The organism is Staphylococcus petrasii, assembly GCF_002902565.1.
Classification (GTDB): domain Bacteria; phylum Bacillota; class Bacilli; order Staphylococcales; family Staphylococcaceae; genus Staphylococcus; species Staphylococcus petrasii.
The window spans coordinates 1-25,333 of record NZ_PPRC01000059.1 but is presented as its reverse complement, the minus strand read 5'-3'; the positions used below and the strand labels follow the sequence as shown (position 1 = coordinate 25,333).

The 25,333-nt window shown below is 33.7% G+C and carries 29 protein-coding genes; 16 read left to right on the top strand and 13 right to left on the bottom strand.

Annotated features, from left to right (window positions below; genetic code table 11):
* Positions 1 to 83 precede the first annotated feature (83 nt).
* From CD127_RS09460 to CD127_RS09450, 3 genes are all read left to right on the top strand, one after another.
* Positions 84 to 629 carry a GNAT family N-acetyltransferase gene (locus CD127_RS09460; protein ID WP_167409913.1) on the top strand — a complete coding sequence of 182 codons (546 nt, stop codon included), beginning with the start codon at positions 84 to 86 and terminating at the stop codon, positions 627 to 629.
* 289 nt (positions 630 to 918) lie between these two features.
* The gene (locus CD127_RS09455) at positions 919 to 1,623 is read left to right on the top strand and encodes a hypothetical protein (RefSeq protein ID WP_103366523.1); all 705 of its coding nucleotides are present in this window, start codon (positions 919 to 921) and stop codon (positions 1,621 to 1,623) included.
* A 55-nt stretch (positions 1,624 to 1,678) separates the two neighbouring features.
* Entirely contained in the window at positions 1,679 to 2,359 is a 681-nt protein-coding gene (locus CD127_RS09450; protein WP_103366522.1) for a hypothetical protein, read from the top strand.
* An 80-nt stretch (positions 2,360 to 2,439) separates the two neighbouring features.
* On the opposite strand, the gene CD127_RS09445 is transcribed toward CD127_RS09450, so the two are convergent.
* Together CD127_RS09445 and CD127_RS09440 are read right to left on the bottom strand one after the other, a co-directional pair.
* Positions 2,440 to 2,826, bottom strand: coding sequence for a VOC family protein (locus CD127_RS09445; RefSeq protein WP_103366521.1), 387 nt, complete (start codon positions 2,824 to 2,826; stop codon positions 2,440 to 2,442).
* A 33-nt stretch (positions 2,827 to 2,859) separates the two neighbouring features.
* Entirely contained in the window at positions 2,860 to 3,333 is a 474-nt protein-coding gene (locus CD127_RS09440; RefSeq protein WP_103366520.1) for a DinB family protein, read from the bottom strand.
* Between the two features lie 238 nt (positions 3,334 to 3,571).
* Here CD127_RS09440 and CD127_RS09435 point away from each other — a divergent pair, with 238 nt between their 5' ends.
* A complete protein-coding gene (locus CD127_RS09435; protein ID WP_103366519.1) occupies positions 3,572 to 4,351 on the top strand; it encodes an inositol monophosphatase family protein in 780 nt (259 codons plus the stop codon).
* Positions 4,352 to 4,483: 132 nt separating this feature from the next.
* Here the strand turns inward: CD127_RS09435 and CD127_RS09430 are convergent, their stop codons facing one another.
* The 5 genes from CD127_RS09430 to CD127_RS09410 all read right to left on the bottom strand — a co-directional run bounded on the left by CD127_RS09430 (position 4,484) and on the right by CD127_RS09410 (position 11,703).
* Positions 4,484 to 5,227, bottom strand: coding sequence for a cyclase family protein (locus tag CD127_RS09430; RefSeq protein WP_103366518.1), 744 nt, complete (start codon positions 5,225 to 5,227; stop codon positions 4,484 to 4,486).
* A 162-nt stretch (positions 5,228 to 5,389) separates the two neighbouring features.
* Complete coding sequence (metE, locus tag CD127_RS09425; protein ID WP_103366517.1) at positions 5,390 to 7,639, bottom strand: 5-methyltetrahydropteroyltriglutamate--homocysteine S-methyltransferase; 2,250 nt, start codon at positions 7,637 to 7,639, stop codon at positions 5,390 to 5,392.
* The gene (locus tag CD127_RS09420) at positions 7,636 to 9,474 is read right to left on the bottom strand and encodes a bifunctional homocysteine S-methyltransferase/methylenetetrahydrofolate reductase (protein WP_103366516.1); all 1,839 of its coding nucleotides are present in this window, start codon (positions 9,472 to 9,474) and stop codon (positions 7,636 to 7,638) included. The genes metE and CD127_RS09420 overlap by 4 nt, the downstream gene beginning before the upstream one ends.
* The gene (gene metC, locus CD127_RS09415; protein WP_103366515.1) at positions 9,428 to 10,603 is read right to left on the bottom strand and encodes a cystathionine beta-lyase MetC; all 1,176 of its coding nucleotides are present in this window, start codon (positions 10,601 to 10,603) and stop codon (positions 9,428 to 9,430) included. Before metC ends, CD127_RS09420 begins: the two co-directional genes overlap by 47 nt.
* Positions 10,600 to 11,703: a PLP-dependent transferase gene (locus CD127_RS09410; protein ID WP_103298367.1), complete on the bottom strand. Its 1,104-nt coding sequence runs from the start codon at positions 11,701 to 11,703 to the stop codon at positions 10,600 to 10,602. Before CD127_RS09410 ends, metC begins: the two co-directional genes overlap by 4 nt.
* Positions 11,704 to 12,457: 754 nt before the next feature.
* On the opposite strand from CD127_RS09410, the gene CD127_RS09405 reads away from it, so the two are divergent.
* The 4 genes from CD127_RS09405 to ychF all read left to right on the top strand — a co-directional run bounded on the left by CD127_RS09405 (position 12,458) and on the right by ychF (position 15,679).
* Complete coding sequence (locus CD127_RS09405) at positions 12,458 to 13,285, top strand: ParB/RepB/Spo0J family partition protein (RefSeq protein ID WP_103366514.1); 828 nt, start codon at positions 12,458 to 12,460, stop codon at positions 13,283 to 13,285.
* A 179-nt stretch (positions 13,286 to 13,464) separates the two neighbouring features.
* Positions 13,465 to 14,346: a mechanosensitive ion channel family protein gene (locus CD127_RS09400; protein ID WP_103366513.1), complete on the top strand. Its 882-nt coding sequence runs from the start codon at positions 13,465 to 13,467 to the stop codon at positions 14,344 to 14,346.
* 20 nt (positions 14,347 to 14,366) lie between these two features.
* Positions 14,367 to 14,570, top strand: coding sequence for a DUF951 domain-containing protein (locus tag CD127_RS09395; RefSeq protein ID WP_103298370.1), 204 nt, complete (start codon positions 14,367 to 14,369; stop codon positions 14,568 to 14,570).
* An 11-nt stretch (positions 14,571 to 14,581) separates the two neighbouring features.
* Complete coding sequence (gene ychF / locus CD127_RS09390; protein ID WP_103366512.1) at positions 14,582 to 15,679, top strand: redox-regulated ATPase YchF; 1,098 nt, start codon at positions 14,582 to 14,584, stop codon at positions 15,677 to 15,679.
* 115 nt (positions 15,680 to 15,794) lie between these two features.
* Here ychF and CD127_RS09385 read toward each other — a convergent pair whose 3' ends face one another.
* A complete protein-coding gene (locus tag CD127_RS09385) occupies positions 15,795 to 15,986 on the bottom strand; it encodes a hypothetical protein (protein ID WP_011276869.1) in 192 nt (63 codons plus the stop codon).
* Between the two features lie 292 nt (positions 15,987 to 16,278).
* Between CD127_RS09385 and rpsF the strand changes: the two genes are divergently transcribed.
* The 3 genes from rpsF to rpsR are packed head-to-tail and all read left to right on the top strand — an operon-like array spanning position 16,279 to position 17,399.
* Positions 16,279 to 16,575 (top strand): 30S ribosomal protein S6, encoded by a 297-nt coding sequence (gene rpsF, locus CD127_RS09380; RefSeq protein WP_011276867.1) that lies wholly within the window; start codon positions 16,279 to 16,281, stop codon positions 16,573 to 16,575.
* Between the two features lie 21 nt (positions 16,576 to 16,596).
* The gene (gene ssb, locus CD127_RS09375; RefSeq protein WP_103298372.1) at positions 16,597 to 17,109 is read left to right on the top strand and encodes a single-stranded DNA-binding protein; all 513 of its coding nucleotides are present in this window, start codon (positions 16,597 to 16,599) and stop codon (positions 17,107 to 17,109) included.
* Positions 17,110 to 17,156: 47 nt separating this feature from the next.
* Positions 17,157 to 17,399: a 30S ribosomal protein S18 gene (rpsR, locus tag CD127_RS09370; protein ID WP_002447994.1), complete on the top strand. Its 243-nt coding sequence runs from the start codon at positions 17,157 to 17,159 to the stop codon at positions 17,397 to 17,399.
* A gap of 107 nt (positions 17,400 to 17,506) precedes the next feature.
* Here rpsR and CD127_RS09365 read toward each other — a convergent pair whose 3' ends face one another.
* Positions 17,507 to 17,797 carry a GRAM domain-containing protein gene (locus tag CD127_RS09365; RefSeq protein ID WP_103366511.1) on the bottom strand — a complete coding sequence of 97 codons (291 nt, stop codon included), beginning with the start codon at positions 17,795 to 17,797 and terminating at the stop codon, positions 17,507 to 17,509.
* Between the two features lie 178 nt (positions 17,798 to 17,975).
* On the opposite strand from CD127_RS09365, the gene CD127_RS09360 reads away from it, so the two are divergent.
* Positions 17,976 to 19,010: a putative sodium/potassium/calcium exchanger gene (locus CD127_RS09360; RefSeq protein ID WP_103366510.1), complete on the top strand. Its 1,035-nt coding sequence runs from the start codon at positions 17,976 to 17,978 to the stop codon at positions 19,008 to 19,010.
* 93 nt (positions 19,011 to 19,103) lie between these two features.
* Here CD127_RS09360 and CD127_RS09355 read toward each other — a convergent pair whose 3' ends face one another.
* Positions 19,104 to 19,361 (bottom strand): helix-turn-helix domain-containing protein, encoded by a 258-nt coding sequence (locus CD127_RS09355; RefSeq protein WP_103298375.1) that lies wholly within the window; start codon positions 19,359 to 19,361, stop codon positions 19,104 to 19,106.
* A 221-nt stretch (positions 19,362 to 19,582) separates the two neighbouring features.
* Here CD127_RS09355 and CD127_RS09350 point away from each other — a divergent pair, with 221 nt between their 5' ends.
* From CD127_RS09350 to CD127_RS09335, 4 genes are all read left to right on the top strand, one after another.
* Positions 19,583 to 20,332, top strand: coding sequence for an amidohydrolase family protein (locus CD127_RS09350; RefSeq protein ID WP_103366509.1), 750 nt, complete (start codon positions 19,583 to 19,585; stop codon positions 20,330 to 20,332).
* A gap of 79 nt (positions 20,333 to 20,411) precedes the next feature.
* Complete coding sequence (locus CD127_RS09345; protein ID WP_103366508.1) at positions 20,412 to 20,654, top strand: DUF3923 family protein; 243 nt, start codon at positions 20,412 to 20,414, stop codon at positions 20,652 to 20,654.
* A gap of 125 nt (positions 20,655 to 20,779) precedes the next feature.
* Positions 20,780 to 21,028, top strand: coding sequence for a GlsB/YeaQ/YmgE family stress response membrane protein (locus CD127_RS09340; RefSeq protein WP_103298378.1), 249 nt, complete (start codon positions 20,780 to 20,782; stop codon positions 21,026 to 21,028).
* A 455-nt stretch (positions 21,029 to 21,483) separates the two neighbouring features.
* The gene (locus tag CD127_RS09335; protein WP_103366507.1) at positions 21,484 to 22,062 is read left to right on the top strand and encodes a histidine phosphatase family protein; all 579 of its coding nucleotides are present in this window, start codon (positions 21,484 to 21,486) and stop codon (positions 22,060 to 22,062) included.
* Between the two features lie 53 nt (positions 22,063 to 22,115).
* Here the strand turns inward: CD127_RS09335 and CD127_RS09330 are convergent, their stop codons facing one another.
* The 3 genes from CD127_RS09330 to ahpC form a co-directional block, all read right to left on the bottom strand.
* The gene (locus CD127_RS09330; protein ID WP_103298380.1) at positions 22,116 to 22,754 is read right to left on the bottom strand and encodes an NDxxF motif lipoprotein; all 639 of its coding nucleotides are present in this window, start codon (positions 22,752 to 22,754) and stop codon (positions 22,116 to 22,118) included.
* A 250-nt stretch (positions 22,755 to 23,004) separates the two neighbouring features.
* On the bottom strand, positions 23,005 to 24,528 hold the full coding sequence (ahpF, locus tag CD127_RS09325; protein WP_103366506.1) for an alkyl hydroperoxide reductase subunit F: 1,524 nt from the start codon (positions 24,526 to 24,528) through the stop codon (positions 23,005 to 23,007).
* Between the two features lie 14 nt (positions 24,529 to 24,542).
* The gene (gene ahpC, locus CD127_RS09320; RefSeq protein ID WP_103298382.1) at positions 24,543 to 25,112 is read right to left on the bottom strand and encodes an alkyl hydroperoxide reductase subunit C; all 570 of its coding nucleotides are present in this window, start codon (positions 25,110 to 25,112) and stop codon (positions 24,543 to 24,545) included.
* Positions 25,113 to 25,333: the final 221 nt, after the last annotated feature.

Here is a 25,333-nt window from a genome sequence, read left to right as displayed (position 1 = left end):
ATATTACATTATATATATCAAATTATGATATTATAAACTTAATTTACTGAATAGTTAGAAATTTTTAAGTGGAGGGGATTGGAATGATTTTTGGGTGTGAGGTAAATGAACATGTGAAGATGAAAATTCTGGAAGAGCGTGAAGCGGATCAATTGTTTAAATTAATTGATAATAATCGTAAGTATTTAGGGGAGTTTTTACCGTTTGTAGCGTACACCACTGAGGTTGAACACAGTAAAAAGTTTATTCAGACGACGTTACAACAATTTATCGATGGTAATGGCTTTCATTGTGGAATTTGGCATAATAAAGAACTTATCGGAGTTATTGGTTTGCGTTATTTAGATTTAGTTAATAAAAAAACTTCTATTGGTTATTATTTAGCTGAAAATTTTCAAAAAAAAGGCATAATGACTCAATGTACCAAATTGCTTATCCAATATGTTTATCAAGAGTACGATATTAACCGTATTGAAATACGAATGTCGACAAAGAATAAAAAAAGTCGAGCAATACCTACACGACTTGGATTTAAACAAGAGGGTATCTTAAGAAATGAAGAGTGCTTGCAAGGAGAATTCTCTGATAGTTATGTGTATAGTCTGTTGAGAGAAGAATATTATAATTAATCATAACTATAAATGATACGACTGAAACAACTTGATGTTTTGGTCGTATTTATTTATCGGAAAATTAGTCTGTTGAGAGAAGGTAGACTATATTCACTATTAGGGGAGTGTTCCCTGTAAACGTTCAATTTATAATAAACCTTAAAAAAACTGGTTTTATTTATTAAAATCAAATAAATATTTAATTTATCTAAATTTTTTAATTTATACCATTTTTTATGAAATAAAAGAACTGTATGATAGAGATGTAAGTAATTTCTTTATAAAGTCAAATTTTGAGGAGTTTAATATGAAAATCACAGGTTTAATTGTATTAATCATCATCTTAGGTGTAGGTTATTTGATTATTAATGCAATTCGAAAGAAATCTCAACAGACATACAGTGAGGATAAATTAGACCAAATTGATCATAGTGGATATGGTAATGGTAAGTACTTTTACCAAGCGCCAGGTATGATTTTAGATAAGCAATATATTCCTATTTATGGTAAAGAAAGATTATGTCATATTCCTTATTACAAGGATAATAGTCAAAAGACGAGAAGTATATTTGGTTTGAAACCGTTACACGGTACACAAGTTAGATCTGAGGACCATTCAGTTATTATTGAACGCGTCGAAGGTATGACTAATTATGCCATGTATCGAGTATTATTAGATGGAGAAGAAATAGGTACTTTTAAAAAAGATAAAATGATAAAAGAAGGTGGCTTCAAACGTCTATTTCCATATAGCTTTGTAAATAAGGCAAAGGAAACTTATCGCTTTGAGAATCCAGATCGATTCCATTCTACAGTGATTAAAGATGAGCAGGGTAATATTATATTATCAGCTAAACGTACGGGGTTAGATTATAAGAAAAATGAAAAAACTAATAAGCGTGGAGAACAAAACCAAATTACAGTGGATAACGATGGAAAATATCCTGATGAGTTATGGTTAGCCCTATATATTCAAGCTTGTATTACATACCAAACGTTAGATAAGCAATAATTTGATTAAATTAAGTATTAAAATAATTAATTATCTATAAGAAGGAGACAATAATATGTTCATTTTGGGGGATTATGCTGTAGAAACACCACCCGTGGCTCCGATAAGTGATTTAATGATGTTTACACTGAGTATGGCGGGTCTTTTTGGAAAAGATTTAATAATATTTACGATTATCGCTGTTCTTTATTTTGTGATGATTAAAGGGTTAAGCTCACTCATTTATCGTAAATCAGAAAAATTAGATACATATGATAAAATTGCTACAAAATTGGATGGACCTCTAAAATATCTTTTGAGTTTCGTTTTCTTTATTTTAGTGACGTTAGGAGTCATTCAGGTTGTAAGTTATTACTTAGTTGCAACGGGTTTCTTCTGGATTATTATATTTACAGTTGGTTTTGCAATGATATTTATTCTATTTCCGTATTTTATGATTTTCTTACCTTTTTTCAAGCGAAACAAATATTGGGGATTTATGAAGACGATTCCGTGGATTGTAATCATGGCTGGTACTACAGTGTATGCCATTGATATCATGTTGGATACCAATAATAAAATATATACGGATGAAGGTGGCGTTGGCTATAAGGAGGGAAGTTTACTTTTTAAAGAATTAGGTGGCGCATCTTATTTACTAGCTTCCTTATTAGGTGTGGCAGTGATTATTATCAAAATTGTGGCGACAAAGTATGCTCAAAAAGATAAAAAGACCTCTAGTGAGTCGGAAATTTAATACATGTGTTTTTGATAGCGATATAAAAAACGCTTAACAGTACCAAATTATGATATCTGTTAAGCGTTTATTTTGTTTAATTATTTATCGATAATTTGAATTAAATTGCCACATGTGTCATCAAATATGGCCATATTATTTTTACCTATTTTAGTAGGTTCTACGGTGAATTTAACGCCTTTTTGACTTAATCGTTCATATTCTTTTTGAACATTTGAAACACCAAACATTGTAATAGGAATGCCAGCTTCAAATAAGCGTGTCTGAAAATCTTTAGCAATCGGATCCCCGTTTGGTTCTAAAATAAGTTGTGTTTTGTTAGAAGAATTGGGTGATGCTAAAGCAATCCAGCGATAACCTTCACCTACAGGTTCATCTTCTTTCTTTTCAAATCCTAAAACGTTTGTATAAAATTGTAACGCTTCTTCTTGATTCTCTACAAAAATACTACTAGCAATAATTTCCATATTTATCACCTTTAGCTCTAAAAATTTATAAAATTAATGCTGACGTTGCTCTTTAAGTACACGTGTCATTTCTTCAATTTTACCTGCGTGTAATGGCACATGGATGGCATTTAATACTAGTAATTCATCAAGTGTTTTGAACCCAGCTACAGGTTGGTCTAATTCTTGTTGTAACTCTTCATCTGTTAATTTTTGAGCACGTTCAGGAAGTGTTTTTAAATCTTTTTTAATGTCTTCAATTGAAGGCACGTCCTGACCTTCCCAATCTTTAGGGCTAGAGCCATAGCCAAATAATTTATGGTATTTTTCAACATCCACTACATTTTGATTACCTAATGCAAGGGCTTCTTCAAAGATAGTTAACACATGACCATATTGCCAATGTAATGTATTTGGGAAGAAATTATCTTCTTTATCTAATACTTCTTCAACGTTCCAACTATCGTACACAGATAATATATAGTTCACGCCAGTTTCAATAACGTCATAAATTGTTTTGTTAGTCATTTGTTTGCGCCTCCCGTGTATATTGAATTTAATGTACTACTATGGTTTTACCCTTCAAAAGTTTGAATTAATCTAAGGGAAAATGATTGAAATTTATAGAGTGTGTTAGATTGTAGCGGGTATGATGCAAGTAAATTAAATATATTGAAGAAATTAGATAGATTGATTAGAAGAATCAGGACTTTGGATATAAAATATAAATGATTAGGAATTAATAATTCTAAAAGGTGAGTGAAGCATGGAAGCATTACAAGATATTAATCAACGAATTGAGAAATGGATTCAAGTTATTGCGCTCAAAGTAGAAAAAATGCAACAAGATTTTTATGTCGAAACGAAGAAAAACGAATTAGATTTAGTGACAAATATCGATAAAGAAGTTCAAGCTGATTTCACTAAGCTCATCAATGAATATTATCCAGACCATCAATTAATGGGGGAAGAAAAAAGTAATACTGAAGTCGATATGTATAAAGGATACGCATGGGCGATAGATCCCATTGATGGTACGACGAATCTCGTGAAACAAGGTAAAGATTATTGTTTAATTTTAAGTTTATTTTATAATGGTGAGCCATTATTAGCGTATACTTATGATTTTTATCAACAAAAATTGTATAAAGCAGTGAAGGACCAAGGGGTGACTATAAACGACCAACCGCTTCAACCCAAAAAATACCAACATCTTAAAAATGCTTTAATTTCAATTGACCCAAAACATACAAGTTCCAATTTATTAAAGGCACTAATATCTAAAGCTCATGGGTTCCGTTTCATTGGTGCTGGAGGCATTGGTGCATTAAGAACAATCACAGGGGATTTTGGGGCTAGTATCGATGTCGGAGCAAATCTTTGGGACATGAGTGCACAAATACTTTATGCAAAAGAATTAGGATTAGTTGTAACAGATATAGAAGGAAAAGATATTGATTTAAATCATGTAAAAGGGGCGATTATTGCACATCCTGATATACATGCAGAAATTATAGAAATCATTAAACAGTACGGAGTTAAATAGGAAATTGTATTAAAAACCCTGTCGCTTACCAACTCGTAATGGCTTATGCGACAGGGAATTTTAATAATAATAGGAAGGTTTTGGCATTGATCGCTCACTATCAAGCCTAAAAATGTCATTTTAAAAATTTAATTAAGGTTTTATTGCAAATGCGCGCACCGGGAATCCTGGTGCGTCTTTAGGTTTTGGGCTAATTGCATAAATAACTGCACCACGGGTAGGCAATTGGTCTAAATTTGTTAATAATTCTAATTGGAAAGTATCTTGTCCGAGAATATAGCGTTCTCCGACGATATCTCCATTTTTAGCTGTATCTACAGATGCATCCGTATCGAATGTTTCATGACCGATAGATTTCACGCCACGTTCTTCGATTAAGAATTTTAAGGCATCTAGATCCCAACCTGGTAAATGTTGGTTACCCTCAGCATCTTTATTTTCAAATTTTTCAATATCTGGCCAACGTTTAGACCAATCAGTACGTAAAGCTACAAATGTGCCTTCTTCAATTTTACCGTTAGCAGCTTCCCATTGTTCTAAATGGTCTCTAGTCACGATGAAGTCAGCATTTTCTGTTGCTTCTTTTGAAAAGTCTAAGACAATAAGAGGCAAGACTAATTCTTTTAAATCTAATTCTTCTAGATAGCGTTTATTCTCAACAAAGTGAATCGGCGCATCAATATGTGTGCCGTATTGTGTCACGATACTCCAACGTTGTACATAAAAACCATGGTCTTTAACGTTAAATAGCGTCGACACTTCCCCTTTTTCAAATTCACTGAAGCGAGGGATTTCTGGGTCAAAGGTATGTGTTAAATCTACCCATTCACTCTCTTTTAATGTAGATAATTGATCCCATAATGGATAATTTGCCATGTGTAACACCTCCAATAACAGTAGTTCATGAATGTCATTTGGCAGTGGGTGACTGAATTGAACCGTCGCTTTGAAAAAGCTTGTTTCAATTCTAGTCACCTGTGCCGGAGCGGTATTTCGAAATTATAATTAATTTCTGGATTGCTCCCTGTTATCTATAATTTATGCTGGTTTGTTTTGGCTAGTTTCTTCACGTTTTTTGCGTACTGTGTTGACTAATACTGTTAAAGCGTCTTTCACTTCGTCTTCTTTACGTGTTTTCAAGCCGCAGTCTGGGTTAACCCAGAATAATGAACGGTCAATTTGTTGTAAAGAACGATCAATCGCAGTCGCAATTTCGTCTTCAGTAGGAATACGTGGACTGTGAATGTCATACACGCCTAAACCAATACCTAAATCATAGTTAATGTCTTCAAAGTCTTTGATTAAATCACCATGACTACGAGATGTTTCAATAGAGATAACATCTGCATCTAAATCATGGATGGCATGAATGATTTGACCAAATTGAGAATAACACATATGCGTATGAATTTGAGTTTCATCTTGGACTGAAGATGTAGCAAGTTTGAATGAATTTACTGCATCTGCAAGATATTGTTCATGATATTCAGAACGTAATGGTAAACCTTCACGTAATGCTGGTTCATCTACTTGGATTACTTTAATACCCGCTTCTTCTAATGCTAATACTTCTTCATCAATTGCTAATGCAATTTGATCTTGAACGACTTTACGTGGAACGTCTACACGTTCGAATGACCAGTTTAAGATTGTGACAGGACCTGTTAACATACCTTTTACAGGTTTGTCAGTTAAACTTTGTGCATAAACAGTTTCTTTTACTGTTAATGGTTCAGTCCATTTTACATCTCCGTAAATAACTGGTGGTTTTACTGCACGTGAACCATAAGATTGAACCCAACCGAACTTAGTTACTAAGAAGCCTTGAAGTTTTTCACCAAAGAACTCAACCATGTCATTACGTTCGAATTCTCCGTGAACTAACACATCTAAGCCAATTTCTTCTTGGATTTTAATCCAACGCGCAATTTCACTTTCTAAGAAATTGTTATATTCTTCATCTGAAATACGATTGTTTTTCCAGTCAGCACGGTATTTACGTACTTCGCGTGTTTGAGGGAATGAACCAATCGTTGTAGTTGGTAAATCTGGTAAATTTAAACGTGCATCTTGTACTTTTTTACGTTCAGGGAATGCTGATTTACGGCTTGTTGGTACGCTGTCAAAGTCATATTCTAAGTTTTTGAATGATTGACTTTGGAAACGTTCATAACGTGCTTTTAATTCGTCATATTTTTTGCTGTCGCTGTTATTGAATAAACGACGAAGTGCGTCTAACTCATCTAACTTTTCAGTGGCGAAACTTAAACCTTCTTCGATAGATTCGTCTAATGTTTCATCATCTAATGATACTGGAACGTGTAATAATGAAGATGATGGTTGAATGACAATAGTTTCAGCGTAATTCTGTAATGTTTCAATTAATTCTTTTTTAGCTTCAATGTCAGCTGCCCATACGTTACGGCCATCGATAATACCCGCATATAAAGTTTTAGCTTTATCAAAGTCGCCAGCTTCAATTTGTTTTAAGTTATAACCATTATCGTGCACGAAGTCTAAACCTAAGCCACCAACTGGTAATGAGCTTAAGAATTTAACATTTGCACGTTCAAAGTAAGTTTGGATAACTAATTTGTCAGCTAATCCAGCTTCCGCAAAATAGTTATAAGCTTCTTTCGTAATATCTTCATAGTTTGCACTTTCATCTGTTACTAAAATAGGTTCATCAACTTGAATGTATTCCGCGCCAGCATCTACAAGTGATTGAAGTACTTCTTTATATAATGGAAGTAAAGTTTGTACTTTCTCTTCGAATGATTGGTTGCCACCTTTAGATAATTTCACAAAAGTGATTGGTCCAACGATGACAGGATGTGCATTAACATTAAGTGATTTCGCATAGTTAAAACGGTCTAATAATACGTTACGATTCACTTTAGGTTCAACGTTGTTCCACTCTGGCACAATATAGTGATAGTTCGTATTGAACCATTTAATTAATGCACTCGCGACGTGTTCTTTATTACCACGTGCAATATCAAATAGTAAGTCATCATTTACTTCGCGTCCTTGGAAACGTTCAGGGATGATGTTGAATAATAATGATGTATCAAGAATGTGGTCATATAATGAGAAATCGCCCACTGGTACGCTATCTAAATTATAATTTTTTTGAAGTAATAAATTTTCTCGATGTAAATCAGTTAACGTTTGATCTAATTCTGCTTTATCAATTTTTTTAGCCCAGTAGCTTTCAATTGCTTTTTTCCATTCTCTTTTTCTACCTAGTCTTGGGAATCCTAAATTAGAAGTTTTAATTGTTGTCATGATATTGCCTCCTTGTTTTGGGTAATTGCTTTAGAATACGCTGCGAGTTCTAATGAATAATCAATGCGTTGGAAAGGTGTAATAATGTATAAACCATTAAAGTACTCATGAACGGTATCGATTAATTCTTTAGAAAGTCTCAAACTTAATGCTTTTGTTTTTTCTTTATCATCTTTTACTGCTTTAAATTGGTTTAATATATCTTCCGACATCTTAATACCTGGCACTTCGTTATGTAGGAAAAGTGCGTTATTATAGCTCACGATTGGCATGATACCTATAAATAGTGGGGTATTGAGGTATTTAGTTGCCTCATATACTTCTTTAATTTTTTCCTTACTATAAACAGGTTGTGTGATGAAATAACTCATGCCCGCTGCTATCTTTTTCTCTAGGCGTTTAACTGCACCGTCTAGTTTACGAACGTTAGGGTCAAACGCACCAGCGATGTTGAAGTTTGTATGTTTCTTCAGCGCATCACCGTCTGTATTGATACCTTGGTTAAATCGTAAAGCTAATTCTGTTAAACCTTTGGAATTGACGTCATAAACATTTGACGCTCCTGGTAGATGACCTACTTTTGAAGGATCGCCAGTAATAGCAAGAATTTCATTAACACCTATGAGTGATAAACCGAGCAAATGAGATTGTAAGCCAATTAAATTTCGATCACGACAGGTAATATGAACGAGTGGCTCAATGTCATAGCGCTGTCGGATAATACTTGCTGCTGCAATGTTGCTGACACGCACTGTGGCGAGTGAATTGTCGGCAAGTGTTACGGCATCAATATTAGCTTCATCAAGCTTACGAATATTCTCGAAGAATAAGTCGGTATCAAGATGCTTTGGTGTATCCAGTTCAACGATTACCGTTGGACCATTCTTAACTTTGGTAGTCAAATTATGCTTATAAGTGTGACTCACTGCATGATTTGATTTACGATTTATCGGTACTACCTTTTTAGAGGTCACTGGTTTCAAATCTTTAACAGAAGATTTGATGTAGGCGATATGTTTAGGAGTAGTACCACAACAACCACCTATAATTCTGACGCCTTCATTAATGAGTTCTTGTGCCACATCTCCGAAATATTGTGCGTTATCACTATATTTAAATTCACTATTCTCTATATCGAGAAGACTTGCATTTGGATAACATGAAAGATATGCATGTTTTGGCAATTCGATATGAGAGAAAGAGCGTTGCATATGGTGAGGGCCATGATGACAATTGAGACCGACCACGTTTGCGCCACATTCAACTAGTTGTTTTAAGGCTTCATTGATCTCTGTACCGTCGACTAAATAATTCGTGTTTGAAGCGGTAAGTTGAGCAATAATCGGAATATCGTATTTGCGACGTGTACTAATAACGATGTTGGTTAATTCTTCTAAATCGTAATAAGTTTCGAAGAGTAAACCGTCTACACCTTCTTCAACAAGCGTGTCGATTTGGTTTTCTGCATGATACTGTATGGTAGATAATGGTAATTCTTCTTGTTTTAAACCCCTGAAACCGCCAACTGTACCTAATATGAAAGTATTTGGTTTAGCTGCACGTTTTGCGATTTGTACAGCTGCTTTATGAATTTCTTTCACTTTGTGTTCTAAGCCAAAGGTTTTTAACTTTTCAAAATTAGCCCCATAAGTATTGGTTTGTATAATGTCGGCACCAGCTTCTATATAGGAGCGATGGATACGTTCAACTTTGTCAGGATGGGTAAGGTTATAAGCTTCAGGACAAGTGTCGAGCCCCTCTGAGTAGAGGATGGTTCCCATTGCGCCATCAGCTACTAAAACGTTGTTCTGTAATTGGTTTAATAAGCGACTCATTGAAAGCCTCCTTTAATGCGTAGTTGATGTCTGCAATTAATTCTTGAGGTTGTTCTAGACCTACACTTAATCGGAATAAGCCGAATGTAATACCGCGTTCATTTCGAACGTGTTCAGGAACGGCAGCGTGTGACATTGTAGCAGGGTGCGAAAGAATCGTTTCTACACCGCCTAAACTAACTGAAACTAAAGGTAAAGTAAGTGCATCTACGAAAGCTTGTGCCTTTGTTTCATCTTTTAGTCTGAAACCGATAACGGCGCCACCACTCTTAGCTTGAGACAAGTGAAGTGAGTTGTTTCCTGGATAATATACTTCGGCAATTTCTTCTTGATTACTTAAAAATTCAACAAGTTGTTCCGCATTTGATGTTGATTGTTTAAAACGCACTGGTAAGGTTTTTAAGTGTTTAGCTAAAGTCCAACTATCGTGAGCGGAAAGGGCAGTGCCTGTACCGTTTTGCAGTAAATAAAGTGCATCTGCCACATCTTTACGATTTGTAATCGCAGCGCCAGCTATAATATCGCTATGTCCACCTAAAAATTTAGTAGCTGAATGAACGACGATGTCGGCGCCTAGAGCAAGTGGTGATTGACCTAAAGGCGTCATAAAAGTATTATCAACCGCGAGTAGTAAATCATGTTGGCGTGCGATGTTAGCAACTGCCTTAATATCAGTAATTTTAAAACATGGGTTTGAAGGTGTTTCTACGTAAATTAATTTAGTGTTCTCTTGGATAGCGTGTTCAATTTCAATAGGGTTAGTAGCATTAACTGTAGTAAATCGAATGTTAAATCGATTAAGGATTTGTTCAGTTAATCTAAACGTACCGCCATACACATCATCTGGAAGAATGACATGATCTTCGGCTTTTAATGTAAGTAGTACTGCTGAAATTGCAGCTATGCCTGATGCAAAAGCGAAGGCATATTTGCCACCTTCAAGTTTGGCTAATTTTTCCTCAAGTAATTGGCGATTAGGATTACCACTTCTTGCATAATCGAATTTAGCGTTACCACCTAGGACACTTTGATGAAAAGTAGAAGAATCATACAATGGTGGGTTCGCTGAATTGTAATCTACGCCTCTATGTTCATCAAAAATGACTTCCGTTTCTTTGGATAAACTCATGAAATCACTCCTACTTTAGAATTCTCTAGTGCTTGAATAATATCTGCTTCAATATCGTTATAGTCTTCAATACCAATAGATAGTCTGATTAAGTGTTCGTCGATACCACGTTTATCTTTTTCTTCGTCAGGCATATCAACGTGTGTTTGTGTATAAGGGAAGGTAATAAATGTTTCAGTTCCACCTAAACTCTCTGCAAAAATACAAATTTCTAAATTTTCCAAAAATTTAGCGACGCTATAGGCCTTATTAAGTCGTAAACTTAACATCCCTGTTTTACCGCTATAAAGCACTTCATCAATTGATTCTGATGTTTGGCATCTTTCGGCTAATTTCTTCGCATTCTCTTGTGAACGATCAATTCTTAAATGTAATGTTTTCAAACCACGTTGTAGTAAATAACTATCAAGCGGTGATAATGTTGCGCCAATCATGTTATGGAATTGGCCAAGTTGTTCAGCTAACGTTTCGTCTTTGACCGTAACTACACCTGCTAATACATCGTTGTGTCCGCCAATATATTTAGTTGCGGAGTGAAGAACGATGTCTGCTCCTTCTTCTAATGGCGTTGATAGATAAGGTGTTAAAAACGTATTGTCGATAATAGTTAATAGATTATGTTTTTTACTAAGTACGTAATATGGCTCAACATCGATTTCAATCATTTGTGGGTTTGAAATAGGTTCGATGAAAAGAGCTTTCGTATTAGGCGTAATATGCGTCGTGACTTCTTCATAATTTAAAAAATCTACATAAATGAATTTAATACCGTATTGCTTTTCATAAAAATCAAATAGTCTAAATGTGCCACCATATAAATCAAAAGCTACTAAAATTTCATCGCCTGGTTTAAAGAGATTACAGACTAATTGGATAGCAGCCATGCCACTAGATGTGGCAAAGGATGCAACTCCACCTTCTAACTTGGCGAATGATTCTTCAAACGCTGAGCGTGTAGGGTTCTTCGTTCTTGTATAATCGTATCCTGTTGATTGTCCAAGATGAGGATGTTGATATGCAGTAGACAAATAGATTGGATTAGCAATTGCACCAGTCGTATCTTTAGTTAAGGAAATTTGCGCTAATTGAGTATCTTTCATGTCAAACCCTCCTAATTTATTCTCAATAAAAAAGCTTCCGTCCTTTAAACCCGATATGTATCGGATGTAAAGGACGAAAGCTTGTTTCGCGGTACCACCTTTGTTTATTACTTTATTACTAAAGTAACCTCAAACAGTACGCCAAATTTGAATTAATCAGTACTGAACAAGGGATCACTTCATTATCGTTATTCATAGTCAATAACTTCTAATAAAAAAACTCATTTAACTTATATAAGTAAATGAGTATTAACGATAATTTAGCGACGTCTAATATTCCAGTACGCCATTAAACAAAAATGTTAATACTGTATCGCTATAACGGGCGAACCCGTTGATACCTCATATTGGCATCAACACTCAAAGGCCATTTTCAAACTTTCTTTCTATGCCTCTTCTCAGCTTACGAGACTCTCTGTATCAGCAGTGTAAGTTTTACTTTCCTTATTGCCGTGTGTAATTTGTGTTTTTTTAAGTTAATTCATAGCTTACAGACCTAAATTACATTTGTCAATAACTTTTCTGAAAATTTAGATTAAACAGTTATTTCGGAAAGCGTTTAATACATTGATATGATTGAGTTAAAGCTTTTAAAAAATTTTTATAAACTTTCGGTGAATAAGGTGATTAGCTCTTGTGAAAATTATGAAATATTTTTTAAAATTAAAGTGAAAAAAGAGGCATAACATCAGATACTATATTATGATTTAAAATATTAAATTTTTAATGAATAAAAGAGAGGAGGCAAAATGTTGTGGCGTATGAACACGACGAACGATTAACGTTAGATCAAAATGAGCAAGTACAAAAAGTAGCGGTTTCAGAGATAAAAGCCAATCCTTATCAGCCTCGTAAAACGTTTGATGAAGATAAACTACAAGATTTAGCTGATTCTATCCGCACGCATGGCATCTTACAACCAATCGTTTTACGCAAAACGATTCAAGGTTACTACATTGTAGTGGGAGAAAGACGATTTAGAGCGTCACAATTAGCAGGATTAAACGAGGTACCTGCCATTGTAAAAGAGTTATCGGATTCTGACATGATGGAACTAGCCATTATTGAAAATTTGCAACGTGAAGATTTAAATGCCATTGAAGAAGCAGAAAGTTATAAGCGATTGATGGACGATTTAGGTATCACACAACAAAAAGTCGCGGAAAGACTAGGTAAATCACGTCCATATATTGCTAACATGCTGAGACTATTAAATCTACCAACAGAAGTTTCTAAGTTAGTGAAAAACGGGAAATTATCAGGAGCTCACGGTCGTACCTTATTAAGTGTAAAAGACACTTCGACTATGAATAAATTAGCAAAACAAACTATTCGAGAAGCTTGGAGTGTAAGATATTTAGAAAATGTTGTAGCAGAATTACAAGACGGTAAGGAGTCTAAAAATAGCACGAAATCAGCTCATTTAAAACCGAAATTTATTCAAAAACAAGAACGTCTTTTAAAAGAAAAATTTGGTACAAAGGTAGATATTTCTACTAGTAAAAATATCGGTAAAATTACGTTTGAATTTAAATCTGAAGAAGAGTTTAAAGACTTAATAAGAAAATTAAATAATGAATAATTAGAATTTAATTTTGTGAACTGAACAATTTGTTTATAAATTAAGTTATATGTTATTTTTAGCCTTTCTATGAGAAAAATTACTAATGGATAAAGCTAAAGACCGATATATTATCTAGTGAAAACACTGTATAATTATTAAGTTATGATAAAAATTAAATTAAAGGAGGAAATTGTTGAATGAATCAGGTTAAAAATGTGCTGTCTTCACTATTCGAACCTTTGACTAAGCCAGAAACATATGAAAACCTAGGAATTAAACTGATTTTAATTCTTATTTATATTTTAGTCGCATTAATTGTGATTGCTATATTAAATAAAGTCATTGAACAAGGATTTAAACTTCAAAATAAAAGTAGTAAAGGAAATAAGAAACGTTCTAGAACGCTAGTGTCACTCGTTCAAAATGTAGTAAAATATATCGTATGGTTTATCGTCGTTACGACAATTTTAAGTAAATTTGGAATTAGTGTAGAAGGTATTATTGCCAGTGCTGGTGTTGTAGGTTTAGCCGTTGGTTTTGGTGCTCAAACGATTGTAAAAGATATCATTACTGGTTTCTTTATTATCTTCGAAAATCAATTTGATGTAGGTGACTACGTTAAAATTAATAGCGGTGGTACGACAGTAGCTGAAGGTACGGTTAAATCGATTGGTTTAAGATCGACACGTATTAATACGATTACTGGTGAATTAACGATTCTACCAAATGGTAGTATGGGAGAAATTACTAACTACTCTATTACAAACGGTTTCGCTATTGTAAATATTCCAGTTTCTGTAGATGAAAACTTAGATAAAGTTGAAAAACGATTAAATAAATTATTTACTGCAATGCGTAGTAAATATTATCTTTTCATTACAGATCCTGTAGTTGACGGTATCGATTCAATTGATGAAACGAAAGTGACATTTAGAATTTCTGCAGAAACGATTCCTGGTGAAGGTGCCTCAGGTTCAAGAATTTTGCGTAAAGAAATTCAAAGAGTTTTCGTACAAGAAGGTATTAAATTACCACAGCCAATCTATATTAAAAGTATGGATGCAAAAGATAAAGCTTAATTATCATTGGGGGCAATTTCATGACGTCAAATTATGGAATAAATGATATAGTAGAAATGAAAAAACAACATGCATGTGGAACAAATAGGTTTAAAATCATCCGTATGGGTGCAGACATTCGCATTAAATGCGAAAACTGTCAAAGAAGTATTATGATTCCACGTCAAACGTTTAATAAAAAACTAAAAAAAATATTAGTATCTCACCAAGATACAGAAAGTTAGGAGAATGATTAATGGCTTTAACAGCAGGTATCGTAGGGTTACCGAACGTTGGTAAGTCTACTCTATTTAACGCAATAACTAAGGCAGGCGCATTAGCTGCGAACTATCCTTTCGCAACAATTGACCCAAACGTAGGTATTGTTGAAGTACCAGATACGCGTTTAAATAAATTAACTGAAATGGTAGAACCTAAGAAAACAATTCCGACTACTTTTGAATTTACTGACATTGCAGGTATTGTTAAAGGTGCTTCTAAAGGTGAAGGTTTAGGTAATAAATTCTTATCACATATCCGTGAAGTAGATGCCATTTGCCAAGTTGTCCGTGCATTTGATGATGAAAATGTTACACACGTGTCAGGACGTGTGGATCCTTTAGACGATATTGAAGTTATCAATATGGAATTAGTATTAGCTGATTTAGAATCAGTAGAAAAACGTTTACCTAGAATTGAAAAGATGGCACGTCAAAAAGACAAAACTGCTGAAATGGAATTACGCATTTTATCTAGAATTAAAGAAGCGTTAGAAAACGGTAATCCTGTTCGTAGTTTAGAGTTTACTGACGAAGATCAAAAATATGTTAATCAAGCTCAATTATTAACATCTAAAAAAATGCTTTATATAGCTAATGTTGGCGAAGATGAAATTGGTAATGAAGATAATGATAAAGTAAAAGTAATTCGTGAGTATGCTGCGAAAGAAGATTCAGAAGTTATCGTTATTAGTGCAAAAATTGAAGAAGAAATCGCTACTTTAGATGATGAAGATAAAGAAATGTTCTTAGAAGATTTAGGTATTGAAGAACCTGGTTTAAATAGATTAATCAGAACAACTTATGAGTTATTAGGATTATCAACTTACTTTACTGCTGGTGTACAAGAAGTTCGTGCTTGGACATTTAGACAAGGTATGACAGCGCCACAATGTGCTGGTATTATTCATACTGACTTTGAGCGTGGCTTCATCCGTGCTGAGGTAACAAGTTATGATGATTATGTTACAAATGGCGGAGAACAAGGTGCTAAAGAAGCAGGTAAGCAACGTTTAGAAGGTAAAGAATATATTATGCAAGATGGTGACATTGTTCATTTCAGATTCAACGTATAGAATTACAATTCGCAATATATCTTTAAATTTATAAAATAAAGCAATGTAAGTTTCGTGTGGCTAAGAGTGACAGGGAACTTACATTGCTTTTTTATATGATTTATTTCATTGTATCTTAAAAGAACGGTATAACTTTACTTGCTTCAATAATATCTTTGGTGCTAAAAAACTGTTTACCTTCTCCAGTGTAGGCAGGTTCTAGTATCATATTGGCTTTCGCGCAATATAGCCATTCTGGATTGATACCGCAATTTAAGACTTCTTGAAATTCTTGAAAATCTTTATTCCAATCTAAATCTAATTGCATGTTTTACACCTCGCCATTATTATAGAACATTTGTTCTGTTTTGAGAAGTACTTTTACATCTTTTTTGTGCAATCATTGTTTTGATGGTGTTTATTGATATTATGAAGGAATATATGAGCATTATTTCATGTTTGGGACTGCCTTTTCAAAAAAGAAAATCGAGAGTGTGAATATTTATTGTAAAAAGTAATACTCTATGCTATAATTCTTGATTGTGAGTAATGAAAATTATTCCTTGCTTATCGACAGGAGTCGATAGGCCGCATAGACCACAAGGAGGTGCAAGTATAAAATGAGAACATATGAAATTATGTATGTCGTACGTCCAAACATTGAAGAGGATGCTAAAAAAGCTGTTGTTGAACGCTTTAACGGTATCTTAGCTTCAGAAGGATCAGAAGTTTTAGAAGAAAAAGACTGGGGTAAACGCCGTCTTGCTTATGAAATTGAAGATTTCAAAGAAGGTTTCTACAACATCGTACGCATTAAAACTGATAACAACAGAGCTACAGACGAATTCCAACGTTTAGCTAAAATCAGTGACGATATCATCCGTTATATCGTTATCCGCGAAGACCAAGATAAGTAATAATTTAATGGGGGCGTTTTAATGATAAACAGAGTTGTATTAGTAGGTCGTTTAACTAAAGATCCAGAATACAGAACCACTCCCTCAGGCGTAAGTGTAGCGACATTTACTCTAGCAGTTAATCGTACTTTCACGAATGCTCAAGGGGAACGCGAAGCTGACTTTATTAATGTTGTTGTGTTTAGAAGACAAGCAGAGAACGTGAATAATTATTTATTCAAAGGTAGTTTAGCTGGCGTTGATGGTCGCATACAATCACGCAGTTATGAAAATCAAGAAGGTCGTCGTATCTTTGTTACTGAAGTTGTAGCTGATAGTGTTCAATTCCTTGAACCTAAAAATGCTCAAGGTGGCCAACGTAATCAAAGTAATAACAATGATTTCCAAGACTACGGTCAAGGATTTGGTGGTCAACAATCAGGACAAAATACGTCTTACAATAATAATCAATCATCAAATAATAAACAATCTGATAATCCTTTTGCGAATGCAAATGGTCCGATTGATATTAGTGATGATGACTTACCATTCTAATAATAAAATGAACGTATAAAAACTATTTCAAAAGGAGGTAATTAACCATGGCAGGTGGACCAAGAAGAGGCGGTCGTCGTCGTAAAAAAGTTTGCTATTTCACAGCAAATGGTATTACACACATCGACTATAAAGATACTGAATTATTAAAACGTTTTATCTCAGAACGCGGTAAAATTTTACCACGTCGTGTAACTGGTACTTCAGCTAAATATCAACGTATGTTGACTACAGCTATCAAACGTGCTCGTCATATGGCTTTATTACCATATGTTAAAGACGAAAACTAATATATAAGTATTGGTTAAACCCCGTAGGCTTAAGGCTTACGGGGTTATTTTTGTGCTTTCAAATATGAGTAATGGGTAAGAAAAAGGCTGCAGTATAGATTGCTGCGTTATTTTTGGTTTTGAGTCAGATGGTTGTAAATTTTATTGTAGTTATCATCTTGAAAGTATTTAAATACATACCAATCGTTATTGTAGTAAATGCCTAATGATTTTATAAAGAAACCGTTTTTCAACTGGGCCTTCTTAATATCCTCTAGCGGAATTTGTAAATTAATTGGACTGTTGGTTAAACTGAATGATTTAAAAGTTAAGTTGTGATCAGTTAAAGTAAGACTGCCCGGCACACTAACTCGTCTATAAATGAAAGTTTTCAAACTACAATTTGTAGTTATTTGCATTGTTTAAAGCCTCCTTTTCAAAAAATAAACCATATGTATCAATATTAAAATAATGAATATAGTTAAAAATTGCAATGTAAATTATTTTTAAAGTTAGTAATAAGTTGTGCGATATTGTTAATAAAATGAATATTAAATGTTATGATTTAAGTAGATATACATAAGGAGTTTTTAAATTATGAAGGGAAAATATTTATTAGCAGGTTTAACGGCGTCAACATTTCTATTGGGAGCATGTAGTTTAAATATCGGTTTACCGGGCGGAGACGACGATAATTCGAACAATGATAAGCAAGAGCAAAAGAAAGATAACGATTCTGGAAAAAAATCTAATGACCCTAAAAAATCTGGCGATGAAGCTAACAATAAAGAGCATTCATCAGCAAATAATAATGCGCAAAACGATAGTAATGGCTCAAATGGAGATACTGAAGCTGGCGGCGAAGATATGACTGATTCAGAACAATCTCAAGTCCAAGATAGTACTAATGATAATGGCTCAGACAGTAACGATAACTCTAACAATAATGACGAAGCTAACTCAGATAATCAAGCTCAAGATGACGCATCTGAAAATGATGAAGATAACGCAAACGAGGCTCAGGTTAGTGAAGACGAGGCTATTCAAATCGCCAAAAGTCATGTTAAGGAAAAAATAGGTGCAAGTAAACAACCTGACTGGAATTCGTTCCATATTAATAATGATAAAACAACTGATGATAATTATTATATTAGTTACAGAGCACAAAGTGTGGTCTCTACTCCAGTCGATGTGGGTGTTGCAGTAAGTAAGAAAGATGGCTCTATAGTGGGAGATTACTCAGATATGACTGAAGAACAAAGAGCACAAGCAGAAGCTAAAGGAAGAGAACAGCAAAGAGCTGCTGAGATAGAAAGTACTAAAAATCAACAAGCTGAAGAAGAAAACAGCCAACAAGAGAATGATGAGGACCAACAAAATGGCGACGATAATCAACAACAAGCTGAACAAGGTCAAACAGTAGAAAATAGTCAAGAAACACAAGACGATGCTGATAGCGCTCCTGCTCAAAATGTTACAGACGGCCAAGATAATGAAAAACAAGAAGATCAAAGTCAACATCAAGCTTCAGACAACGGTAACCAAGACCAAGCGCAACAAGCTTCAGACCAACAACAAGACCAAGACCAAGCACAACAAGACAGTAGCGATAACAATGCTGAAGGTGAATAATCGAACCTCGCACAGCGGAAAATTCGAAAAAATTATATCTGACTATACAAAAAATCCGGCTTCTATATCGAAGTCGGATTTAATAATTTTAAATTATAAACGAATATCTATATCATCAATGTGTTGTTGATATTCTTTATATTTACTTTCCACTAACATTTGATAAGGTGTATCAAAGAAGTCTGCGAGAATCATCGCATCTTTAAAATTAGGTTCATGTTGATGATTTTCCCATTCCCATAATTGATGTGGTTCATAATGTGTACCATATTTTTTATTTAATAACTCTGTTAATTCATTAATTTCAAGATTTCTTTTTGTTCTTAAATTAAAAAGTGTATGTGAACTCATGAGCCATAACCTCCCTGTAAATGCTAAGTTTGAAATGGAAGGTAATATCACTTTCCCTGTTAAATTACCTTGTTATCAAACTTATTAAGTCTTTTATGAAAATAATCCCAAGCTATTTAACTATACTATTCCTCTTCCCAAATTTTATCAAGTCTTTTAAAGCATTATTCATAATTATGTTATTTTTAATTTACAATCTACAAACAAAGGGGATTATCATTATGAAAATTTTTGATGCACACTTTCATATTATAGATTTTAATTTTCCGATTAAAGAAAATAATGGTTATATGCCACCTTCCTTCACTATACGCGACTACTTAACTCGTACTCAAGATTTAGACATTATTGGTGGCGCAGTCGTTTCAGGTTCATTTCAAGGTTTTGATCAAGGTTATTTAGAGGATGCGCTTAATAAATTAGATGGCAAATTCGTAGGCACCACTCAACTACCTATGACTACAAGCGTTGCAGAAATTCACAGATTAAATACTTTAGGAATTAAGGGCATTAGATTCAATGTTAAACGCGGAGGTTCAGAAGATATTTCGAAACTTAAAGAGTTCTCACAACGCGTTTATGATTTAGTAGGTTGGCACACTGAAATTTATATTGAGTCAAAGAAATTAGCTGATTATAAAGAGGTTATCCTTCAATTACCGCAAGTGTCTATTGATCACCTAGGTTTAACTAAAGAGGGGTTCGAAGATTTGAAAGACTTAGTTAGACAGGGTGCTTACGTTAAAGCAACTGGATTCGGACGAATTGAAGTCGACCCTTTTTCAGCTATCCAAGAGTTAATTAATATCAATCCCAATGCTGTTATGTTTGGTACTGATTTGCCTTCCACACGTGCCAATCGTCCATTCAACGAAGAAGATATCCAACTAATTCAGAATAACTTTAACCAAGACATTCAAGAAAGAATCTTTTATAAGAATGCATTAGAATTTTATAGACTTTCAGAATAATGTACTTTTATGATTTTTATTTTTGGAAAAGGGAATAGACTAATACGTTACTGTTAGGAATTTTCTAGGAGGCAAGCAAATGAAACTTTCATGGATTTTGTGGTGGGTCGTTTCTGCATTTTGGATTATCTTATTCATTGGTAGTTCAGTTATGATTTGGGAACGACGTACTGACGCAGCGGGTATTTTCCAAACACCAGAATTAAGAGCAGTATCTATTATTATTTTAGCTATAGCTTTTCTATTACCAATCATTATACAAATCGTATGGTTAGTGATTAATTTAATTATGTCACGCAACGAAAAAATTCAGAAGTATTAAAAAATAAATTCAAGAATATTTCTTAAAAAAAGTTAATTATTTTTTAATTAATATGTTTAAAAATCATTGATGGTGGTAGAAGTAAGAAGTAAATAAAAAACGAAAAGATAAGGAGAGTTCTGATTATGAGCTTTATTATTATGTTAATCGTCGGTGGATTAATCGGATGGGTTGCCGGTATGATTATGGGTAAAGACCTTCCAGGCGGTATTATCGGTAACATCATCGCTGGTTTAATCGGTTCAGCAATTGGTAGTAGAATCTTCGGTATGTGGGGTCCTGTATGGGGTGGCGTACCAATCTTCCCAGCATTATTAGGTGCAATTATTTTAATTTTCATCGTAAGCTTAATCTTACGTGTTATCAGAAAATAATAATATTTGAAGATTTAAAGAGGGCTATATTAAATAGGCTCTCTTTTTTTATATGAGAAATTAAATCCTAAAAAAGGGCATAAAAAGAGGGTGACGTCGGGTTAAGGCGTCACCCAGGAGTATTATGTTCATGAATATAAAAGACTTTGTAGTTATTGTTTAACTACATGTTAATAGTATCATGTAAAGCAATGGTATGACAATCATAAACTATTAAAATCTACAAAATTATATATTCATATTAAAGTGGTAAAAATATTTAATAGTATGTAAGTGGAAATGCTTCAATTTTTTCATAGTTAAAACGCTATTTTCTTAATTTTAGACGTCTGGGAGTCTTAAATAAATTAATGTATAGAATGTCATTATTTCTTACATAGCGTTATCATAAGGTTGATATCATTATAATTATTTTTGCACAAAAGTACTTAATTTTAAAAAGGAGGAATATTGAATTGAAACTGTATTTAGTGAGACATGGAGAGTCGCAATCAAATTATGATAATAAACATCATCGCGCTTATTTCTGTGGCCAATTAGATGTACATTTAACTAAAAAAGGTATTGAAGGGGCACAAAACTTAGAAAGTTACTTTAAAGATATGGATATTGATCACGTGTATGTCTCTGATTTAACACGTACGATTGAAACTTATAATAATATTTTTCCATACGACATTCCTACTACCGTGACACCAAGTCTCAGAGAACGCTCACTAGGAGTATTTGAAGGCGAATATAAAGATAAATTAATGCAAGATGCTCAGTATCATCAATACTTTAATCATCCAGAATATAAAGATTTCCGTCATAGTTTTACGCAGAAAGCGCCTGAAGGTGAGAGTTATGGGGATGTCTTAAATAGAATTCGTTTATTTTTTGAAAATGAAGTATCAAAAGAGGCAGAAACGATAGTAATCGTAGCCCATCAAGTAGTCATTCGATGCATGCTCGTTTACTTTGGAATGCTTACTGAAAAAGAAGCGTTAGACCAGAATATCGAAAACTGTAAGCCGATATACATAGAAATTTAAAAAACCACACTTTAACGAAATTAAGTCGCTCGTTAAAGTGTGGTTTTCTTCTATTATTTATCAAAAACATCTGTTTTGATATTTTTATCATTTAAGAATTTTTTAATTTTGTTTTGCTGTTTACCATTTACGTCTCCAGCATAATGTGTAGGTACATCAACAACGTTAATTGTATTTTGAGGTTCGTAATTAAGTTGTTCTATTTTTTCGTCTATATCTGAAATTGTACTATTTAAAGCGTTGAAATAGTTGATAATACGAGTCACATTGTCTTTATAACCTGCAGGAATAGTATTATTTTCAACAAATTTCTTAAAGTGTAAGTCATTTTTAACGGCAACATTCGATAATTTGCTCAATTTATTTGCTTGAGCTTTTGTAACTCTAGTTTGTCCGCCACTTTGTTTATCTATTTGACTTTGTAAAATATATTTATTATCTAGAATATCGCTATTAACATCTAAATATTTCTGGATTGCTTTATTCATCTCATCTTCGCTAATTTTTTGGTTAGTTTTATCTGAGGTGAAAATATCTTTATCAGTTACGTTTTTAGCATGTTTGGGAGCTGTAATACCATTACTTTGTAGATGATCTTCGTTCTTATCATCACTATCATCATTATGAGGTGCACAAGCACTTAAAGTTAATAATAGTGTTAAAAATGCGCCAACTATAATACTCTTTTTCATAGATTTTAATAATCTCCTTTATAAATAAAACATAATAATAGAGTATCATTTATAGGAAAATATTTGAATGATAAGAACTTAAAATAAAAAATATCTATGAACAATTTATGGCAAGTATTTATAATTTATTTAGCTAACTAAAGCAATAATTTTATTTCACATAATAAAAAACCGAGATACTTATATTAGTATCTCGGTTTATATGAAGATATTTGATAGGTTAAGTGACAAACTAGAATATCTCTAGTTATTAATTTCTAATTATATAATCAAAGGCATTTAATGCCGCATTGGCACCTGCGCCCATTGAAATAATAATTTGTTTATTTTTTTGATCAGTAACGTCTCCAGCAGCAAAAATACCTGGAACATTTGTATGATTATCGCGATCGATAACTACTTCTCCACGATTATTTAATTCTACAGCGTCACCAATCCAGCTTGTGTTTGGTACTAAGCCGATTTGTACAAAGACACCATCTAGGTTAATTTCTTTCATTCCACCTGATGCTAAGTCTTCATAACTTAATCCAGTTACATGATCTTCCCCTAAAACTTCCGCAGTTCTAGCATTTGTGTGAATGTCTACGTTTGATAGAGAACGTAAACGGTCTTGTAATACTGTATCTGCTTTAAGTTCAGATGAATATTCAAATAATGTAACATGGTTAACAATACCTGCTAAATCGATAGCTGCTTCAACACCTGAGTTACCGCCACCGATAACTGCTACGTCTTTATTTTCAAATAAAGGACCGTCACAGTGAGGGCAGAAAGCAACACCTTTGTTGATTAAGCGATCTTCACCAGGAATGTTTAATTTACGCCAACTTGCACCTGTTGAAATGATAGCAGTTTTACTTTCAAGAACTGCGTCATTTTCAAGTGTTACACGAATAGCTTTATCTGTTTTCTCAATATTTGTAGCACGGATACCTGTCATAGTATCAATATCATATTCCTCGATATGTGCTGCTAAGTTAGCAGAGAATTGAGAACCAGTTGTTTCTTTAACAGTAATGAAGTTCTCGATACCAGCAGTATCATTAACTTGACCACCGATACGGTCAGCTACAATACCTGTACGTAAACCTTTACGTGCAGTATAAATTGCAGCACTACCACTTGCTGGTCCACCACCGATGATTAAAACATCATATGGTTCTTTATTGTTAAATTCAGAAGCATCTTGCGTGCTTCCTAATTTATTTAAGATATCAGAAATAGTCATACGACCATTGCCAAATTCTTCACCATCTAAGAAGACTGCAGGTACAGCCATAATGTCTTCTGATTCTTCACGGAAGACAGCACCATCAATCATAGTATGAGTGATATTAGGATTAATTACGCTCATTAAGTTTAATGCTTGAACAACGTCTGGACATTTTTGACAAGTTAAACTTACATAAGTTTCGAAGTTATAGTTACCTTCTAAACCTTTGATTTGATCAATGATTGATTGTTTTTCTTTAGGGGCACGACCACTCACTTGTAAAATTGCTAGAACAAGTGAGTTGAATTCGTGACCTAATGGAATACCAGCAAACGTAATGCCTGTATCTTCTTCAGGTTTACTTACTGTAAAACTTGGCGTACGTTTTAACTCTTTATCTACAATAGTTATATGGTCTGACATTTCAGCGATTTCGTCTAAAAGTTCTTTTAACTCTTTAGATTTGTCATCAGAACCGATACTAGCTCTGAATTCAACATCGCCTTCCATAAGACCTAAAAGCTGTTGTAATTGTTGTTTTAAATCAGCATTAAGCATTCTGTAATGCCTCCTTAAATTTTACCTACTAAGTCTAATCCTGGTTGTAATGATTCAGAACCTTCTTCCCATTTAGCTGGGCATACTTCGCCTGGATGTTGACGTACATATTGAGCTGCTTTGATTTTGTTAACTAATGTGCTAGCGTCACGGCCGATACCGTCTGCATTGATTTCAGCTGCTTGAACTACGCCATCTGGGTCAACGATGAATGTACCACGTTGAGCTAATCCAGCTTCTTCATCTAATACATCGAAGTTACGAGTAATAGTTTGAGAAGGGTCACCAATCATAGTGTATTGGATTTTGCTGATAGCATCTGAATGATCGTGCCAAGCTTTGTGTACGAAATGAGTATCAGTTGATACTGAGAATACGTTAACACCTAAATCTTGTAATTTATCATATTGGTTTTGTAAATCTTCTAATTCAGTTGGACATACGAATGAGAAGTCAGCAGGGTAGAAACAAACTACACTCCAAGAACCTTTTAAATCATCTTGGCTTACTTCTTTAAATTCGTCATTTTTAGGATCATAAGCTTGAGCTGTGAATGGTAAAATTTCTTTATTGATTAAAGACATAACTTAAATTCCTCCTGATTTTCGAAAAAATTTTTAGAATTACATAAGAATAATTGCTTGTTTATAATAATTCTAATTTCTTGAATATTATTATTACACTTCGTTTCCATTTCGTCAACTTAATACACTTGTGAGAAACGAAATATTGCTTAAATACTGTTAAATAAGGGTTTTTATATAATTTGTTAAGATAGTTAAGAAGCTGTCTCTTATACACATCT

Coding starts and splice junctions, on each gene's coding strand:
- ahpC (WP_103298382.1), bottom strand. CDS start 25,112: ATGTCTTTAATCAATAAAGAAATTTTACCATTCACAGCTCAAGCTTAT.
- CD127_RS09355 (WP_103298375.1), bottom strand. CDS start 19,361: ATGAGTTCACATACACTTTTTAATTTAAGAACAAAAAGAAATCTTGAA.
- CD127_RS09460 (WP_167409913.1), top strand. CDS start 84: ATGATTTTTGGGTGTGAGGTAAATGAACATGTGAAGATGAAAATTCTG.
- ychF (WP_103366512.1), top strand. CDS start 14,582: ATGGCTTTAACAGCAGGTATCGTAGGGTTACCGAACGTTGGTAAGTCT.
- CD127_RS09340 (WP_103298378.1), top strand. CDS start 20,780: ATGAGCTTTATTATTATGTTAATCGTCGGTGGATTAATCGGATGGGTT.
- metC (WP_103366515.1), bottom strand. CDS start 10,603: ATGAGTTTATCCAAAGAAACGGAAGTCATTTTTGATGAACATAGAGGC.
- metE (WP_103366517.1), bottom strand. CDS start 7,639: ATGACAACAATTAAAACTTCTAATTTAGGATTCCCAAGACTAGGTAGA.
- CD127_RS09345 (WP_103366508.1), top strand. CDS start 20,412: ATGAAACTTTCATGGATTTTGTGGTGGGTCGTTTCTGCATTTTGGATT.
- rpsR (WP_002447994.1), top strand. CDS start 17,157: ATGGCAGGTGGACCAAGAAGAGGCGGTCGTCGTCGTAAAAAAGTTTGC.
- CD127_RS09360 (WP_103366510.1), top strand. CDS start 17,976: ATGAAGGGAAAATATTTATTAGCAGGTTTAACGGCGTCAACATTTCTA.
- rpsF (WP_011276867.1), top strand. CDS start 16,279: ATGAGAACATATGAAATTATGTATGTCGTACGTCCAAACATTGAAGAG.
- CD127_RS09365 (WP_103366511.1), bottom strand. CDS start 17,797: ATGCAAATAACTACAAATTGTAGTTTGAAAACTTTCATTTATAGACGA.
- CD127_RS09400 (WP_103366513.1), top strand. CDS start 13,465: ATGAATCAGGTTAAAAATGTGCTGTCTTCACTATTCGAACCTTTGACT.
- CD127_RS09430 (WP_103366518.1), bottom strand. CDS start 5,227: ATGGCAAATTATCCATTATGGGATCAATTATCTACATTAAAAGAGAGT.
- CD127_RS09350 (WP_103366509.1), top strand. CDS start 19,583: ATGAAAATTTTTGATGCACACTTTCATATTATAGATTTTAATTTTCCG.
- CD127_RS09385 (WP_011276869.1), bottom strand. CDS start 15,986: ATGCAATTAGATTTAGATTGGAATAAAGATTTTCAAGAATTTCAAGAA.
- CD127_RS09395 (WP_103298370.1), top strand. CDS start 14,367: ATGACGTCAAATTATGGAATAAATGATATAGTAGAAATGAAAAAACAA.
- CD127_RS09420 (WP_103366516.1), bottom strand. CDS start 9,474: ATGAGTCGCTTATTAAACCAATTACAGAACAACGTTTTAGTAGCTGAT.
- CD127_RS09450 (WP_103366522.1), top strand. CDS start 1,679: ATGTTCATTTTGGGGGATTATGCTGTAGAAACACCACCCGTGGCTCCG.
- CD127_RS09440 (WP_103366520.1), bottom strand. CDS start 3,333: ATGACTAACAAAACAATTTATGACGTTATTGAAACTGGCGTGAACTAT.
- CD127_RS09435 (WP_103366519.1), top strand. CDS start 3,572: ATGGAAGCATTACAAGATATTAATCAACGAATTGAGAAATGGATTCAA.
- ahpF (WP_103366506.1), bottom strand. CDS start 24,528: ATGCTTAATGCTGATTTAAAACAACAATTACAACAGCTTTTAGGTCTT.
- CD127_RS09330 (WP_103298380.1), bottom strand. CDS start 22,754: ATGAAAAAGAGTATTATAGTTGGCGCATTTTTAACACTATTATTAACT.
- CD127_RS09445 (WP_103366521.1), bottom strand. CDS start 2,826: ATGGAAATTATTGCTAGTAGTATTTTTGTAGAGAATCAAGAAGAAGCG.
- ssb (WP_103298372.1), top strand. CDS start 16,597: ATGATAAACAGAGTTGTATTAGTAGGTCGTTTAACTAAAGATCCAGAA.
- CD127_RS09455 (WP_103366523.1), top strand. CDS start 919: ATGAAAATCACAGGTTTAATTGTATTAATCATCATCTTAGGTGTAGGT.
- CD127_RS09410 (WP_103298367.1), bottom strand. CDS start 11,703: ATGAAAGATACTCAATTAGCGCAAATTTCCTTAACTAAAGATACGACT.